Source organism: Arthrobacter alpinus, from assembly GCF_900105965.1.
Lineage (GTDB): Bacteria > Actinomycetota > Actinomycetes > Actinomycetales > Micrococcaceae > Specibacter > Specibacter alpinus.
The window spans coordinates 3,066,895-3,081,126 of record NZ_FNTV01000001.1 but is presented as its reverse complement, the minus strand read 5'-3'; the positions used below and the strand labels follow the sequence as shown (position 1 = coordinate 3,081,126).

Sequence of the window (14,232 nt, the reverse complement as noted above, 5' to 3'; positions counted from 1 at the left end):
ATGAGGATCGAAGAAACCCTAACCGCAGGCCCAGTCACAAGTTCTCCTGTCCGTCCCACTAGCGTTGCCATCGTTGGTACCGGAGGGATCGCAAACGCACACGCCGAAGCCTTATCTGCCCAACCCGGCCTGGCCATAACCGCAGCCATCGACATCGACCCGGACCGGGCGAAGGAATTCGCGCAGAAGTGGAAGATAGGCACTACGGCGGCATCAATTGCCCACGCCGTGGATCAAACTGCGCCGGACGTGGTGGTGATTTGCACTCCACCTTCCAGCCATGTGCCGCTGGCCCTGGAGGCCCTAGGTCACGGCCTGCATGTGGTTATTGAAAAGCCGCCCGCCATGTCACTGGCGCAAATGAAGCAACTTCAGGCCGCCGAAGAAGGGTCCAGCGGAACGGTGAGTTGCATCTTCCAACACCGATTCAGCTCCGCCGTTCAGCGTCTGAGGGAGCTGCAGGAGTCCGGGCAGCTTGGGCGGCCGCTTGTGGGCGTTTGCAACACCTTGTGGTTTAGGAACCAGGCCTACTTTGATGTTCCGTGGCGCGGCTTGTGGGATGTAGAAGGCGGTGGCCCGACCATGGGGCATGGCATTCACCAGTTCGATCTGTTGCTTCACCTGTGGGGTCCCTGGTCGCAGGTGAGCGCCTTTGCGGCCAAACTTGCGCGCAAGACCGATACCGAGGACATCTCGGCGGGCGTGGTGCGTTTCGAATCCGGAGCTATCGCCACGGTAATCAACTCGGTCATCTCACCTCGTGAAACGTCCAGCATCCGGCTCGATTTTGAGTACGCGACTGTGGAACTGGAGCACCTCTACGGTTACGACGATGGGAATTGGGTGCTGACACCCGCCCCAGGGCATGAATATTTGACCGAGCTGTGGAGTTCAGGCGCCAATTCGCCCAGCGGGCACGCCTCGCAATACGCCGTCATCGCAAAATCTCTACGTGAAGGCAGCGAGCCCCCAGTCAGTTTGCGGGACGCATACCAAACTGTGGAACTGGCCGCCGCAATTTATGCCTCAAGCATCACGGGAAAACCCATCGCCAGCGGGGATATTGGCCCCGAAAGTCCCTTTTTTGGCCGTATGGACGGTCACCTTGATCCCTGGAAGCAGGAAGTGTCATTCGCATGAATTTCGCACAAGAGCAGCTAAAAGACAATCCAGTCCATGTGCTGGATTGGAAACTCACCACTGATTCTGTTGAGGTCACGTTGAACGGCACGAGCGTGGCCAACTACACCTTTCGAGCCACCGATGCCCTGACCGAGTCACCCCGGCCGTATTTCCATCCCCTGCGTACCCCGTGCGGCAGCGACGTCACCATCTACCGCCCTCACGACCATTTGTGGCACAAGGGCCTGGCCTGGTCGCTGCCGCATTTCGGGGACGACAATTTCTGGGGTGGGCCCAGCTACCGCAAGGGCCATGATTATCAGTGGCTGCCCAACAATGGCCGCATGGACCACATCGAAATCCTCGAGTGCGGAATCTCTGGTGGACGGTTCACGTTTTCGCATCGTCTGATGTGGCTGACGCAGTCCGGCGAGGAGGTGGTGGGCGAGACTCGCACGTTCGGGCTGGTGCCCAGTGCCGAAGGGGAGTCTTGGACCCTGGTGTTTGAAACCCGAATGCGCAACATCTCCGGCCAGGACATCGCCATTGGTTCCCCCACCACCGAGGGGCGGGAAAATGCCGGCTATGGCGGCTTGTTTTGGCGGGGGCCGAGGTCATTCACAGGTGGTGCGATCATAGGGCCGAACGGGGAGGCAGGCGAGGAGCTTCGGGGTACCAGAGCCCCATGGCTGGCGTTTGTTGGCCAGCATGACGAGACCGACAAAGTGTCGACGATCCTCATGGTGGACGATGCCCGCAATGCCCAGCATCCACCGGAATGGTTTACCCGATCCGAGCCGTTCGCGTGCATGGGCCCCGCTCCGTTCTTCAGTGCCGAGGTGGTCTTCGCCGCTGAAACCACGATGAACAACCGATATGCCATGGTGATTGCCGACGGTGCATCCGATTCCGCCCGGCTTGCCCGACTAGCCGAGACAGCCACCTCGGAATTGCAGGGCGTGGTCGGCACGGTGCAGATGTGATGGGTGAGGAAGAGGAATCGATCGAAGAAGAGGTGCCGTTCTTTCCTGGTGGCACGGCACTGACGCGGCTTGCTGTTTACGATTGGGAAGCGGCCGACGGGCTGTGCGGGGGAGCTCCCCACATGCACACTGCCTCCACAGAGGCCTACCTGGTGGTTGGAGGGCAAGGACGGGTGGAAACGCTGCGCTCCGGGGCCTGCGACGTGCACGACCTGGCGGTGGGGGACCTGCTGTGGTTTAGTCCCGGCACCATTCATCGGCTGATCAATGACGGGAATCTGGATCTGCTGGTCGTCATGCAGAATTCGGGCCTTCCAGAGGCTGGAGATGCCGTCCTGACATTTCTGCCTGAAATCTTGGCGGATCCCGAAGGCTACCGACGCACGGCGCAACTGCCGGTGGGTGCAGGGGAACGCGCGGCGCTGGCTAGGCGGGATGCGGCCATGATTGGGTATCAGAGACTAAAGAACGCGGCACTGGCTGGCGATTGGCGTCCGGTCGAGGAATTTCATGCCCAGGCTGTCCGGCTAATTCGAGCTCACGTACCGCAGTGGCGTGAACTGTGGGAAGGGCGGGTGGCCGCGGAGGCAGCCGACACCGAGGCCTACCTCACAGAGCTGGCGGCAGGGCGGTACGCTCACTTCGCTAGAGCCGCCGTGGGGCGAGCCTCGCCAACGTCCGAGGTGTTCGGCCTGGGAATGTGCGGGTTCTTGCAAACCTGGGGCCCCGGGCAGGTATCCGGCCTGCCGGTGAGCATGCAGGACTTGGCGCTGTGAATCCTACAGTTTAAGAAAGCGTTTTCTTAAATTTACCCAAATGGGCTGTACAGGCGTCGAGAAAACGTTTACTTTGGATTAAGTCACTTGGATTTTGTGGCGTGGATCTCGTTTTAGGGATTCCCACTGGCTGGCAACCGGCCTTCACGCACGCACCTATTGAACGTAGTAAATAACCGTCAATTTCCCCGACATGAAACCAAAGGAGGTTCGCATGCTGGTTCATGACCAACGCGTTGGTGGCTGCATCGCACGCATGATCGAGGCCGGAATAGCGCAAATGGAGGTCCGGCCATGAGTGCGCTGGGTGAACTCTCCAAGATAAAGCGCCGCACCGGCCCTAAGACCGCAGCCGAGAAGAGGGATGACCGGCGAGACAATAAAGCCGCCTACATCTTCCTCTTGCCGTGGCTCATAGGGCTGGTTTTCATCACCATAGGTCCCATGATGGCCTCGTTGTACCTGTCATTCACTGACTACAACCTGCTGCAGGCGCCCAACTGGGTTGGACTGGAGAATTTTGCGCGCATGCTCCGGGATACCCGGCTGCATAATTCGCTCGGGGTCACCTTTACATATGTTCTGGTGGGAGTCCCCATCCAGTTGGCCGTGGCGCTATTGATTGCGCTCGTCCTGGATAAGGGAATTCGCGGATTGCCTTTCTACCGTTCGGTTTTTTACCTGCCGTCCCTCTTGGGCGGTTCCGTGGCGATCGCCATCTTGTGGAAGCAGATCTTCGGCACCACGGGGCTGGTCAACCAGCTCCTGGCCATGGTTGGCATCGAAGGGCCTGGATGGATTTCTGATCCCAACACAGCCCTTGGGTCAATCATCCTTTTGCACGTGTGGACGTTTGGTGCCCCCATGATCATCTTCCTGGCCGGCTTGCGACAGATCCCTGCCATGTACTACGAGGCGGCTGAAGTGGACGGCGCCTCGGCTTGGCAAAAATTTGTCAAGATCACAGTCCCGCTGCTCAGCCCCATTATCTTCTTCAACTTGGTCCTGCAGATCATTGGTGCTTTCCAGTCCTTTACTCAGGCATTCATCGTTTCCGGCGGCAGTGGCGGCCCATCCGATTCGACCATGTTCTTCACTTTGTACCTTTACCAAAAGGGATTTGGGCAGTTCGACATGGGTTACGCATCCGCCATGGCATGGGTTTTGCTGGTCATCATCGGTGCCTTTACCGCCATCAACTTCGTCGCGTCTAAGTATTGGGTGTTCTACGATGACTAATCTGCAAACTGTCTCTGAAACTCCGGCCATTCCCGCAGCGCCGAAAGCGCCCAAGAGCAGGAAAGAAAAGGTCCGTGAGTCCCGGGGGACCTTGTCCTATAGCCGCAAGGCCCGCACCCGAGCCATGGTGAAGCATCTGGTCCTCATTGTGTGCGGTGCCGTGATGATCTATCCGCTGTTGTGGATGGTGGTTTCATCGGTGCGACCCAACGAGCTCATCTTCAAAGATCCAGGGCTGTGGTTGAGTGAGCTGGATATGAGCAACTACACCAGCGGTTGGTCGGCATTGACACATCCGTTCGGTCACTACATGCTCAATTCGGCGATTGTGGTGATCGGGTCCATCCTTGGAAACCTGATCTCCTGCTCCATGGCTGCGTATGCCTTTGCCCGGTTGAAGTTCACCGCCAGCAAGATATTCTTCGGCATCATGTTGCTGACCATCATGCTGCCATTCCATGTGGTGATTGTGCCTCAGTATGTGCTTTTCTCGCAGATCGGCTGGGTTAATACATTCTGGCCCCTGATTGTGCCCAAGCTGTTGGCCACGGACGCCTTCTTTGTGTTCTTGATGGTGCAGTTCATTCGCGGCATCCCCAAGGATCTCGATGAAGCTGCCAGGATCGATGGCGCCGGCCACCCCCGCATCTTCCTCCGCGTCATCCTGCCGCTCATGGTTCCGGCCTTGGCCACCACCACGATCTTCACCTTCATTTGGACGTGGAATGATTTCTTCGGCGCGCTGATTTACTTGACGGATCCGGATATGTTCACGGTTCCGGTGGCATTGCGGGCCTTCGTTGACTCCCAGGCCGGCACCAGCTGGGGCTCCTTGTTTGCCATGTCAATCGTGTCCCTCTTGCCGGTGTTCTTGGTCTTCCTCTTTGGTCAGCGGTTCCTGATCAAGGGCATCGCCACCACGGGCATCAAGTAGGTCGTTTCCAAAAATTAGGGAAGGGGCTTGGTGAGGAAACGCGGCTGGTGAACTGGCTACGCGTACTCACCAAGACCCTTCCCTTCTTCACAGGTGAGGCAGTTTCGCCGGTGGGTTTGGCGAGGAATTCAACCACCATGGGCCGCTAACTGGTCGGGATGGTTAAACCTTGGGAACTTGGTCTTACCGGGCCGCAGGATTCGCGAAGAACCAGCTCCATGGTCGGCTCCGACAAGAGTTCTGGTGCCAAATTTTCGCCGCGCATGAGGGCTATTAAACGTTTCATTCCGATGGAGCCTTGGGTTTCCAAGTCCATGTGGACGCTGGAAAGGGAAGGCATGAAGTACTCAGATTCGGCCAGATCATCCCAACCAAAGACACTCACCGTAGTGGGTACTGCGATCCCATTTTCGTGAAGGGCCCGCATAACCCCGAAGGCCATATGATCGTTGGCAACGACCACGGCCGTAACATCAGGGGAAGCCATGATTTGGCTAGCGGCGAGGTAACCGGATTTCGAGCTCCAATCCCCCCGGGCAATTCCATGCGAGTGTAATCCAAGGTCAGCAATTGCAAATTCGTAAGCATCTTTGCGATTTCTGGCTGAAATCCAGTCCAAGGGGCCCGCAACGTGGAAGAAATTTCGGTGACCTAAACCGTGCAAGTACTCCATTATTTTGATGGTGGCCTTACCGTTGGCAAAAGTGCCGCTGGCTCTCATTTTGTCATCATAGGCACCGGCCACCACGATTGGCACTCTCGTGACAAGTTCCGCACCGCCTAGAGCTTCCGGCGGCAGCGGGGCGAAGGAGAGCACTCCAGCCAAATCGGCTCCCGCCAACAAGGTGGCGATACTTTCCATGCGCTCCTTGGCCGTGCCCTCCAAGGCCACCACATCCACACGGTATCCCGCGAGATGGGCCGCCTTTGCGGCGCCATTGAGGACCCGGATGGGAACATATTGGGAAGCCTCTGGCAGGACCACAACAACGCGGTAATTTTGACGAGAACGAAGAGCCCTGGCCGCCAGGTTGGGCGAGTAATGGAGCTCCGCCATCGCTATCTTGATTTTCTCGATGGTAGCCGGGCGCATGCTGGTGTCCTGGTTCAAGAATCGAGACACTGTCTGATGCGAAACCCCCGCCAAAGCGGCAACCTCACGGATTGTTGCCGGCCTGCTCACCGGGCCCTCAGCAGGCGTCATGACTGAATCTTGCGAGAGCTGTGAGGTGACCACGCATGGGGGAGCTGATGAAGGCTTTTCGGAAAGCATTGTTCACCTGTGGTGCAACGCAGAAAACATCGTGCACGGGCAGCCTCTCAACTCAACGAATTAGCATTCATAATTGATGTTCAATTCGCGTTTGGCTGGACGGAATTGTAACCATCTATAATGTCTAACCTACTTGGATAACCGTAATTCTGCCCAAACCGGGAAGCGTTGCCATATTGTGTCGTGCGTCATCCTTTCCATGTGGATGTGCGCGCGTGTTTTCCCCTTCGCCGAGATAGGGGGACTTGCCGAACCCGCACCGCGAAGGACATAGGATGTCCAGTGAGCCTGTCCGGAGCAGACGCCGGACCCCGACTGAAACGGATTCCGAGCCATGCCGCTCTTTGATATGCCAGTTGATCAACTCCCCACGTACACCTCCAGCGCCACGGAGCCAACGGACTTTGAGGGCTACTGGGATGAAACCATCGCCGTAGCACGCGCCTTTCCTCTCGCGGCAAGTTTCACCCCGACGGAGAATCTCCTGACGGTCATCGACAGCTTTGATGTCACCTTCGCAGGGTTCGACGGCGCCCCGATCAAGGCTTGGTTGCACCTCCCCTCGAACCGGATTGCCGGGGAAAGGCTCCCGGTCGTAGTGCAATTCATTGGCTATTCGGGCGGTCGCGGCCTGATTCAACAGGACACCGCATGGGCTCAGGCCGGTTACGCGCATTTCATCATGGACACCCGCGGCCAGGGCTATGGAGGTCTCTTGGGGGAGACCGCCGATCCGCATCCGTCCGCCGGCGATGTGGCATACCCGGGCCTCATGACTCGCGGCGTCAATTCTCGCGAAAGTTACTACTACCGACGCGTCTATGTTGATGCCTTCCGTGCCATTGAGGCCGCCCAAAGCCACTCCGAAGTGGATGCCGCAAAGGTGTTAGTGACCGGCATCAGCCAGGGCGGTGGCCTGGCCATTGCCGCTGCAGGCCTCACGGCCGGAAGGCTCGACGGCGTCATCGCCCTCATGGCCGATGTTCCGTTCCTGCAGGATTTCCCCCGCTCCATTGACATTGCTCCGCGGGGGCCATATCCGGAAATCGCGTCCTTCCTGAACCGCCACCGCACCTCCTACGACAGCGTTCTCGATGTCCTGAATTATTACGACGGCGTCCACTTCGCCGGCCGCTGCACCGTTCCGGCCCTCTACTCCTGTGCGGGGATGGATGACGTTTGCCCGCCCTCCACGGTGTATGCCTCCTTCAACAATTACGGCACCGCCACACCCCAGCCGCCGGTCAAGGAGATGGAGTATTACCGCTTTAATAACCACGAAGGCGGGCAGGAGCATCACCGGCTGCGGCAGCTCCATTACGTGGCCGATTTGCTGGCCGGATAATTTCAGGCGTATGGTGTGGGCATGACAAACCGTTGGTATGCGTATTTTTCGTTGGCTCTGGAGGGGCCCGCGTCTAACTGACACGCATCCAACCTTCCTTCAGAGCCAACAGGACAGAGAATCTTTTTCTCTGTCCTTCGCCATTTCCGGCGGGCTCCGATGCGGGCTCGCTCCCAGCCCTCATCCAAAGGAACCACCCCCATGAGCGTCACAGAAGCCATTCCCGCCGCCGCGCATTCCACCGCCAACCTGCGCGTCAGCCGGTTCACCGAACTGCCCTCGCCCGCGGATCTTTCAGAGAAGCTGCCGCTGGACGCCGCCACAAGCAACGTCGTCGAACGCGGCCGTGATCAGGTCCGCGCCGTCATGGACGGGCTCGATGACCGTCTCCTGGTCGTGGTGGGTCCTTGCTCCATTCATGATCCGGCTGCCGGTCTGGAATACGCCCGCCGCCTGGCCGCAACGGCCAAGGAGCATGAAGAAGACCTGCTGATAGTCATGCGGGCCTACTTCGAAAAGCCACGCACCACCGTGGGCTGGAAGGGTCTGATCAACGATCCCAATTTGGACGGCAGTCACGATGTTGCCAAGGGCCTGGAAATGGCGAGGGAGTTCCTGCTGGACGTGGCCAGGCTGGGTATGCCAACGGGAACCGAATTCCTGGAACCGATCAGCCCGCAATACACTGCCGATCTCATCTCCTGGGGTGCCATCGGTGCCCGCACCACCGAAAGCCAAATCCACCGCCAGCTGACCTCCGGCCTCTCCATGCCGGTGGGCTTCAAGAACGGGACCGACGGTGATCTGCAGGTTTCCCTGGACGCTTGCAACGCCGCTAGCGCTGAGCAGTCATTCCTCGGGATCGACGGGGACGGCCGGGCCTCTCTCGTCACCACGGCTGGAAACCAAGACACCCACGTGATCCTCCGCGGCGGGCGCAAGGGCCCCAACTACAAGTCTGCGGACGTTGCAGAAGCCTCTGCCAAGGCAACCGCGGCAGGTGTCAACCCCCGCCTGATCGTGGATGCAAGCCATGCCAATTCCGGCAAGAGCCACCACCGCCAAGCCGAGGTGGCCCTGGAAATCGGCGCCCAACTTGAATCCGGTGACGACTCCGCACACACCATTGCCGGGATCATGCTCGAGAGCTTCCTTGTGGGCGGCGCGCAAAGCCTGGACGTGGAAACGGTAGCCGCCGGCGAGGCTGAACTGACCTACGGGCAAAGTGTCACGGATGCCTGCATGGACTGGGATGTCACGGCCGATGTTCTGGCGAACTTGGCTCGCAGCTCACGCGCCCGCCGCACCGCCTAAATTGTGCGGGGGCACTGGCTGCAGCCTCCGCAGATCGCTTCGGGGGCTGCATACGCGTTGATACAGGCAACAACTTTCACAAGGGCCACATTTGCCCCTAGAGTTAGCGCTAGGAGCATAAGGTGCTGGGCGCCAACAGGCAGCTCCACAGTGAAAGAAATTGGATACCGAGGACAACAATGACTCAGGAGCAAAACTTCTCCAATGTGACCTTCTTGACAGTTCAGGAAGTGGCCGAGCTCATGCGGGTGTCAAAAATGACCGTTTACCGCATGGTGCACGCTGGCGAGCTCCCTGCAGTGCGTTTTGGAAGGTCATATCGAGTGCCCGCAAACGCCGTCGAAAGCTACCTTCGTTCCGCCGTGGTCGATGGCACAGATACCCAAGGACCCTCCAGTTCGGCGCATACAGGGTAAAGGCGGTACCCTAGGAAAGATCCATTTTCGGCTTTGACCGATTCCTGAGATCGGTCGACCTAATCGTTTACGGCCTCATCCGAGGTTGTTCTATGCAGTTTGTGAGGAACTTTCATGGGTTCAGTAGTTAAGAAGCGCCGCAAGCGGATGTCCAAGAAGAAGCACCGTAAGCAGCTTCGCAAGACGCGTCACCAGCGTCGCAACAAGAAGTAAATCTTCTATTTTTGCGAAGGCACCCGTTCACCCTTGTGGTGTACGGGTGTTTTTTTATGCCCTCACGGCGCGTGCCGGGACCGTAACCGTGCTCAACGTTTCCGCACCATGGTGATGCCCTTCCAGAGTCCGTACACGATGCCCACCCCCGTGGCGGCACGCAAACCAAGAGTGGCTGCACGGCGGCCGGAGCGGTAATCGTAAATGGGCCAGTTGTTGTCCTTGGCGTGCTGGCGAAGTTTCGCATCAGGGTTGATCGCCACGGGATTGCCTACAGCGGTTAACAACGGGATGTCATTGAAGGAATCGCTATACGCCCAACAACGGGTCAAATCCAGGTTTTCACTGGCCGCCAGATCAAGAACCGCACGCCCCTTTGCGGGTCCGTGCAGGATTTCGCCTACAAGCCGGCCCGTGTAGATGCCATCCTCAATCTCGGCAACTGTGCCCAAGGCGCCGGTGAGGAACAGGCGTTCGGCAATGACGCCGGCAACCTCCACGGGGGTGGCCGTCACAAGCCATACTTGGCGGCCGGATTTGAGATGCTCCTGCGTCAGGGCCTTGGTGCCTGGCCAAATTTTCGACACGATCATCTCGTCGTAGACTTCTTCGCCCAGCTGGCGGACAAATTCGGCGCTGATGCCCGCAGCCAGTTTTTGGGCGGAATCCTGGACGGAATGAACGTCCTTCATGTTCTCGCCACGGGTGATGAACTTGAGCTGTTTCCAAGCGAATCCGGCCACATCCCCGAGCGTGAAGGCACGCTTTTGATACATTTTTCGGGCCACGTGGAACAAGCTGGCGCCCTTCATCAACGTGTTGTCCACATCGAAGAAAGCGGCCTCACCCTGGTGTAGTGCAGCAGTCGAGGAGGCCTCGGCACTGTTGGTAGTCACGTCGGGCATGCAACGAGTCTAGTCATTCCCACCGTTTCGTGCCTGATCCGCCACCTGCCCATGGGGTTAACTGTGGTGAAACTTTCATTCGCGGGCAGGCCCACGGGTATTTTGGGCTGCGGGCCAGGGACCAGACATTGGGTACCGTTGTAAGCATGGACTCCACTGATACGACACCCGCAGCCCGGCCGGCACCCCTGTTGGAACTGGTTACCAAGGATGGCTGCCACCTCTGTGAGGATGCCGTGGGCATTGTGAGTGACGTGGCGCGCGAGCTCGGGCTGTCGTGGCACGAAATTCGCATCGACGGGGAAGCTGAGCTGACTGCCCGCTACGGTGAGGAAGTCCCCGTGGTCTTGGTGGACGGTGTCCAGCGCGATTTTTGGCAGATCGATCCGGTCCGGCTGCGCGGCATCCTCGCCCGGGCCATCGGCAAGGCGTAGCTCAACACGCACTCGCGGAGACCCACGTTTTGGGCTGCGCCGGGCCAGGTCCTAAAGTGGTTGAAAGTGGGTATGGGTGTTGGTGCCTCGTGCCCAGCAATCAGGCGCAGCCATGATGCGAGAATGTGGAGTTGTGTTTTGAGCCCAGTACAGACCCCGGATGAGTCGATGGCCGAGCCGGCCCGGCAACTTCCGTCTGCCACGGTCTCGCGCCTCACCCTTTACCTGAGGACCTTGAACGCGCTTTTGGCCGAGGGTGCCGAGAGCGTTTCTTCCGAAGCGTTGGCGGAATCAGCCGGCGTTGGATCGGCCAATGTTCGCAAGGACCTCTCTTACCTGGGCTCCTATGGAACCCGCGGCGTGGGCTACGATGTGGCCAACCTGAGCCGAAAAATTGCGCAAGCCCTGGGGCTGACCCATGAGTGGCGTGTGGCCATTATTGGTGCCGGTAACTTGGGCCGTGCGTTGGCTAGATATGCCGGGTTCGAATCGCGCGGCTTTGACGTGGTGGCCCTGCTGGATGCCGACGAGCTCATCATTGGCACCGAAATTGGCTGGTTGCGCGTGGGCGACGTTGCGCATCTTGAAGCCGTCCTGGCCTCCACCCGGGCCAATATGGTTGTTCTTGCGCTACCCGCTGCTGTGGCCCAATCGGTGTGCGACCGCGTGGTGGCAGCCGGCGTCCACAGCATCCTCAGCTTTGCCCCCGTGGCGCTGGCCGTGCCCGAGCATGTCAACCTGCGCAAGGTGGATATGGCCACGGAATTGCAGATCTTGGCCTATCACGCGCAAAGCTTGCAGGCCCCGGGGCTGACACAGGAGCGTCCCGGCGCCTAACCGATTCGAAATGTACGACGGCGGGAGGTCACCTTTGTTGCAAAGGTGACCTCCCGCCGTGGAGTCCGAGTCGGGGTGGGATCGGCTAGCTCTTGTTAGTGGCTCGGTTGGCTTTTTGCGCTGCGAAGAATTCCTTGGCAGGGGAGCCGAAAAGCAAGATGACGCCTATGACACCCAGGCCGACCTGAACAATGGTCAGCGGATTTGGTTGGCTCAGAAAGACCAGCGAGAGGATCGCCAGAACCAGGCCTGTGGTTCTGGCCCAGGTGGCGCCTTTGCGGATTTTCCTGGCTAGCCAAAAATAAGTCAACGTCATGGCAATGCTGAAGATGAAGGCAAAGAACAACGCCACATTGACCAGTGTCGGATCTGCGTACACCTCGGCCAGTTCGGGTGTGCTGCCCAATGCTGATTGCAGGGCGTCAATGACCGATGACTTGACGGAGGGCACCAGCATCACGGCCAACAGGGCCACAACCGAGATGGCCTGCATGACACCAGCGGCCAGAATCATCCTGGTCGCCATCAGAACCCGGCTGGGTGGCGCCAAGTGGGTGCCGAAGCCGTTGGCTTGGCCGGGCTGGCCCGGCTGTGAAGGCATGCCGGCCTGCGAGCCGCCAAAGCCGGGGTAAGTCTGAGCCGGAGGCAGCGCCTGTGCCGATGTAGCGGCCTCCTGCGCGTCCTTGATCTCCTGGGGTGGCTCCCATCCTGCCGGAGCGTACTGGCCGTACCGGGGGACGCCTGGGGCGATCTCGCCGTAGCTTCCCGGGAGGGTTGTGGGTTGCTCTTGGGGTTCTTCACCGGAGGTGGTCATGAGAGATGCTCTTTCAGTGTTTCCGTGGAGCCATTGCGTCACCAAATGTGAAGAGAGGCCGCGGCGGGTTTCTAATAACCCTACGCGACCTCTCCTGTGGCACCTACCGTGTAAAGCCGCCGGCGAAAACTAGTATCCCGGAGTTCTGGAGCGTGAATTCAGCCATGCTGTCGATTCCGGCAGCCACATGAACACGGCTGCCACAACGCCGAGCAGGCCCACGCCGCCGCCACCGAGGAACAGGAGTATGAAGCTCACGATTACGCTGGCCGAAAGGGCCAGTCGAGCCCATTGCATGCCTTCTTTGAGTTTCATGGCACAGATGACCACGGCAACCATCAACGCCAGGGAGATCAGTGTGGCAATCAATCCCCGGACGCTGCCAAAGCCTGAGCCAAGGAAAACCAAGGAACCCAGGAAGGAGATGACGCCAACGAGAAGCCCCAATCCGGCGGTGACAAGCCACAAGATGTAGGAAACCTTCAGCATCTGTGGCAGACCGTTCATTTTGAATAGCCCGGCGAAGCCACCCACGGGCATCACATCGTTCATGGACTTTGGCATGTCTTTGGGCATTTCAAACTTGAAGTCGCCAGTCTGCTGGGGTGGCGGCTGCTGCTGATAGCCCGGCTGCTGGTATCCCGGAGGAGGCTGGTACCCCGGCGGGGTCTGGTATCCCGGAGGCGGCGGTGTTGGAGCGCCGGGCTGGTTGGGAGGAATTGGCGTAGAACCATAACCGGGAGGGACCGGCTGACTGGGACCTGATTGCTCATTCGGTGTGCTCATAGTCAAAACCCTAGCTGTGGGATGAACACTTGCATAGGCCTCGCTGGCGGTGACAAAAAGGGCCGGCCCGCCATGGTGGCGGACCGGCCCTTTTGACCTCTGGGAAGAGGGGCTTTTGCGGTGGGGAGAACCCTTATGCGGCCTTGACGAATGCAACGTCCAAGGTGATGGTGACCTTATCGGAGACCAATACGCCGCCAGCTTCCAGGGCTGCGTTCCAGGTCAGGCCGAATTCCTTGCGGCTGATGACGGTCTTGCCTTCGAAGCCTGCGCGGGTCAGGCCGAACGGGTCAACTGCAACGCCGTTGAATTCACCCTTGAAGGTGACGGTCTTGGAGATGCCGCGGATGGTCAGCTCGCCGGTCAGCTCGAAGTCCTCGGCGTCACCGGAAACGCTGGAGGAGACGAAGGTGAGGGTGGGGAACGTCTCGACGTCGAAGAAGTCGGCGCCCTTGACGTGGCCGTCGCGGCCGGCGTCACCTGAGCTGAAGCTGGCGGCCTGGATGGTGGCGGTCACGGAGGAATCGGCGAGGGTTTCGCCGAGGGTCAGGGCGCCTTCAATTTCGGTGAACTGGCCGCGAACCTTGGAGATGCCTGCGTGGCGGACTGTAAAGCCAACGGTGCTGTGTGAGCCGTCGAGGTTCCAGGTGCCCTGTGTGAGTCCAGTGGCTTCAATGGTGGTTACTGACATGGGAGTCTCCTTGAGAAAAATTATTGGGTCAAAGCTGTTGTTAGGGCATCCGTAGTGGTTGCCCTTCACCACGTATAAGCATGCGTTTGTATCTAATATTCCCGAGATTCCAAAAAAACTTTCCAGGGACTGATTAACCCCTAGCCAACT

At 59.0% G+C, this 14,232-nt stretch carries 16 protein-coding genes; 11 read left to right on the top strand and 5 right to left on the bottom strand.

The annotated features are described in order from the left end of the window. From BLV41_RS14140 to BLV41_RS14120, 5 genes are all read left to right on the top strand, one after another. Positions 1-1,140: a Gfo/Idh/MocA family protein gene (locus BLV41_RS14140; RefSeq protein WP_083360791.1), complete on the top strand. Its 1,140-nt coding sequence runs from the start codon at positions 1-3 to the stop codon at positions 1,138-1,140. Next, entirely contained in the window at positions 1,137-2,105 is a 969-nt protein-coding gene (locus BLV41_RS14135) for a DUF6807 domain-containing protein (RefSeq protein WP_074712206.1), read from the top strand. The genes BLV41_RS14140 and BLV41_RS14135 overlap by 4 nt, the downstream gene beginning before the upstream one ends. After that, entirely contained in the window at positions 2,105-2,881 is a 777-nt protein-coding gene (locus BLV41_RS14130; RefSeq protein ID WP_074712205.1) for a cupin domain-containing protein, read from the top strand. The genes BLV41_RS14135 and BLV41_RS14130 overlap by 1 nt, the downstream gene beginning before the upstream one ends. A 294-nt stretch (positions 2,882-3,175) precedes the next feature. Beyond that, positions 3,176-4,120, top strand: coding sequence for a carbohydrate ABC transporter permease (locus BLV41_RS14125; protein ID WP_044573863.1), 945 nt, complete (start codon positions 3,176-3,178; stop codon positions 4,118-4,120). After that, positions 4,113-5,054: a carbohydrate ABC transporter permease gene (locus BLV41_RS14120; RefSeq protein WP_074712204.1), complete on the top strand. Its 942-nt coding sequence runs from the start codon at positions 4,113-4,115 to the stop codon at positions 5,052-5,054. The genes BLV41_RS14125 and BLV41_RS14120 overlap by 8 nt, the downstream gene beginning before the upstream one ends. 145 nt (positions 5,055-5,199) lie before the next feature. On the opposite strand, the gene BLV41_RS14115 is transcribed toward BLV41_RS14120, so the two are convergent. Beyond that, complete coding sequence (locus BLV41_RS14115; RefSeq protein WP_074712203.1) at positions 5,200-6,258, bottom strand: LacI family DNA-binding transcriptional regulator; 1,059 nt, start codon at positions 6,256-6,258, stop codon at positions 5,200-5,202. A gap of 403 nt (positions 6,259-6,661) precedes the next feature. Between BLV41_RS14115 and BLV41_RS14110 the strand changes: the two genes are divergently transcribed. The 4 genes from BLV41_RS14110 to BLV41_RS14095 all read left to right on the top strand — a co-directional run bounded on the left by BLV41_RS14110 (position 6,662) and on the right by BLV41_RS14095 (position 9,615). Next, positions 6,662-7,672, top strand: coding sequence for an acetylxylan esterase (locus BLV41_RS14110; protein WP_074712202.1), 1,011 nt, complete (start codon positions 6,662-6,664; stop codon positions 7,670-7,672). A gap of 201 nt (positions 7,673-7,873) precedes the next feature. Then, complete coding sequence (locus tag BLV41_RS14105) at positions 7,874-8,986, top strand: 3-deoxy-7-phosphoheptulonate synthase (protein WP_074712201.1); 1,113 nt, start codon at positions 7,874-7,876, stop codon at positions 8,984-8,986. A 179-nt stretch (positions 8,987-9,165) separates the two neighbouring features. Beyond that, complete coding sequence (locus BLV41_RS14100) at positions 9,166-9,402, top strand: helix-turn-helix domain-containing protein (RefSeq protein ID WP_044573878.1); 237 nt, start codon at positions 9,166-9,168, stop codon at positions 9,400-9,402. A 114-nt stretch (positions 9,403-9,516) separates the two neighbouring features. Continuing rightward, the gene (locus BLV41_RS14095; RefSeq protein WP_074712200.1) at positions 9,517-9,615 is read left to right on the top strand and encodes a 30S ribosomal protein bS22; all 99 of its coding nucleotides are present in this window, start codon (positions 9,517-9,519) and stop codon (positions 9,613-9,615) included. Between the two features lie 92 nt (positions 9,616-9,707). Here the strand turns inward: BLV41_RS14095 and BLV41_RS14090 are convergent, their stop codons facing one another. Continuing rightward, a complete protein-coding gene (locus BLV41_RS14090; RefSeq protein ID WP_044573881.1) occupies positions 9,708-10,520 on the bottom strand; it encodes an HAD family hydrolase in 813 nt (270 codons plus the stop codon). Positions 10,521-10,666: 146 nt separating this feature from the next. Here BLV41_RS14090 and BLV41_RS14085 point away from each other — a divergent pair, with 146 nt between their 5' ends. After that, the gene (locus BLV41_RS14085) at positions 10,667-10,954 is read left to right on the top strand and encodes a glutaredoxin family protein (RefSeq protein WP_074712199.1); all 288 of its coding nucleotides are present in this window, start codon (positions 10,667-10,669) and stop codon (positions 10,952-10,954) included. Positions 10,955-11,122: 168 nt separating this feature from the next. Then, positions 11,123-11,791, top strand: coding sequence for a redox-sensing transcriptional repressor Rex (locus BLV41_RS14080; RefSeq protein ID WP_425284295.1), 669 nt, complete (start codon positions 11,123-11,125; stop codon positions 11,789-11,791). An 85-nt stretch (positions 11,792-11,876) separates the two neighbouring features. Here the strand turns inward: BLV41_RS14080 and BLV41_RS14075 are convergent, their stop codons facing one another. From BLV41_RS14075 to BLV41_RS14065, 3 genes are all read right to left on the bottom strand, one after another. Further along, entirely contained in the window at positions 11,877-12,605 is a 729-nt protein-coding gene (locus BLV41_RS14075; protein ID WP_074712197.1) for a DUF6264 family protein, read from the bottom strand. Positions 12,606-12,734: 129 nt separating this feature from the next. After that, on the bottom strand, positions 12,735-13,391 hold the full coding sequence (locus tag BLV41_RS14070) for a hypothetical protein (RefSeq protein ID WP_083360789.1): 657 nt from the start codon (positions 13,389-13,391) through the stop codon (positions 12,735-12,737). A 133-nt stretch (positions 13,392-13,524) separates the two neighbouring features. Beyond that, on the bottom strand, positions 13,525-14,082 hold the full coding sequence (locus BLV41_RS14065) for a YceI family protein (RefSeq protein ID WP_074712196.1): 558 nt from the start codon (positions 14,080-14,082) through the stop codon (positions 13,525-13,527). Positions 14,083-14,232: the final 150 nt, after the last annotated feature.

Excerpts from the sequence above, each read along its gene's own strand:
- BLV41_RS14140 (WP_083360791.1), top strand. The coding sequence starts at position 1 with ATGAGGATCGAAGAAACCCTAACCGCAGGCCCAGTCACAAGTTCTCCT.
- BLV41_RS14135 (WP_074712206.1), top strand. The coding sequence starts at position 1,137 with ATGAATTTCGCACAAGAGCAGCTAAAAGACAATCCAGTCCATGTGCTG.
- BLV41_RS14130 (WP_074712205.1), top strand. The coding sequence starts at position 2,105 with ATGGGTGAGGAAGAGGAATCGATCGAAGAAGAGGTGCCGTTCTTTCCT.
- BLV41_RS14125 (WP_044573863.1), top strand. The coding sequence starts at position 3,176 with ATGAGTGCGCTGGGTGAACTCTCCAAGATAAAGCGCCGCACCGGCCCT.
- BLV41_RS14120 (WP_074712204.1), top strand. The coding sequence starts at position 4,113 with ATGACTAATCTGCAAACTGTCTCTGAAACTCCGGCCATTCCCGCAGCG.
- BLV41_RS14115 (WP_074712203.1), bottom strand. The coding sequence starts at position 6,258 with ATGACGCCTGCTGAGGGCCCGGTGAGCAGGCCGGCAACAATCCGTGAG.
- BLV41_RS14110 (WP_074712202.1), top strand. The coding sequence starts at position 6,662 with ATGCCGCTCTTTGATATGCCAGTTGATCAACTCCCCACGTACACCTCC.
- BLV41_RS14105 (WP_074712201.1), top strand. The coding sequence starts at position 7,874 with ATGAGCGTCACAGAAGCCATTCCCGCCGCCGCGCATTCCACCGCCAAC.
- BLV41_RS14100 (WP_044573878.1), top strand. The coding sequence starts at position 9,166 with ATGACTCAGGAGCAAAACTTCTCCAATGTGACCTTCTTGACAGTTCAG.
- BLV41_RS14095 (WP_074712200.1), top strand. The coding sequence starts at position 9,517 with ATGGGTTCAGTAGTTAAGAAGCGCCGCAAGCGGATGTCCAAGAAGAAG.
- BLV41_RS14090 (WP_044573881.1), bottom strand. The coding sequence starts at position 10,520 with ATGCCCGACGTGACTACCAACAGTGCCGAGGCCTCCTCGACTGCTGCA.
- BLV41_RS14085 (WP_074712199.1), top strand. The coding sequence starts at position 10,667 with ATGGACTCCACTGATACGACACCCGCAGCCCGGCCGGCACCCCTGTTG.
- BLV41_RS14080 (WP_425284295.1), top strand. The coding sequence starts at position 11,123 with ATGGCCGAGCCGGCCCGGCAACTTCCGTCTGCCACGGTCTCGCGCCTC.
- BLV41_RS14075 (WP_074712197.1), bottom strand. The coding sequence starts at position 12,605 with ATGACCACCTCCGGTGAAGAACCCCAAGAGCAACCCACAACCCTCCCG.
- BLV41_RS14070 (WP_083360789.1), bottom strand. The coding sequence starts at position 13,391 with ATGAGCACACCGAATGAGCAATCAGGTCCCAGTCAGCCGGTCCCTCCC.
- BLV41_RS14065 (WP_074712196.1), bottom strand. The coding sequence starts at position 14,082 with ATGTCAGTAACCACCATTGAAGCCACTGGACTCACACAGGGCACCTGG.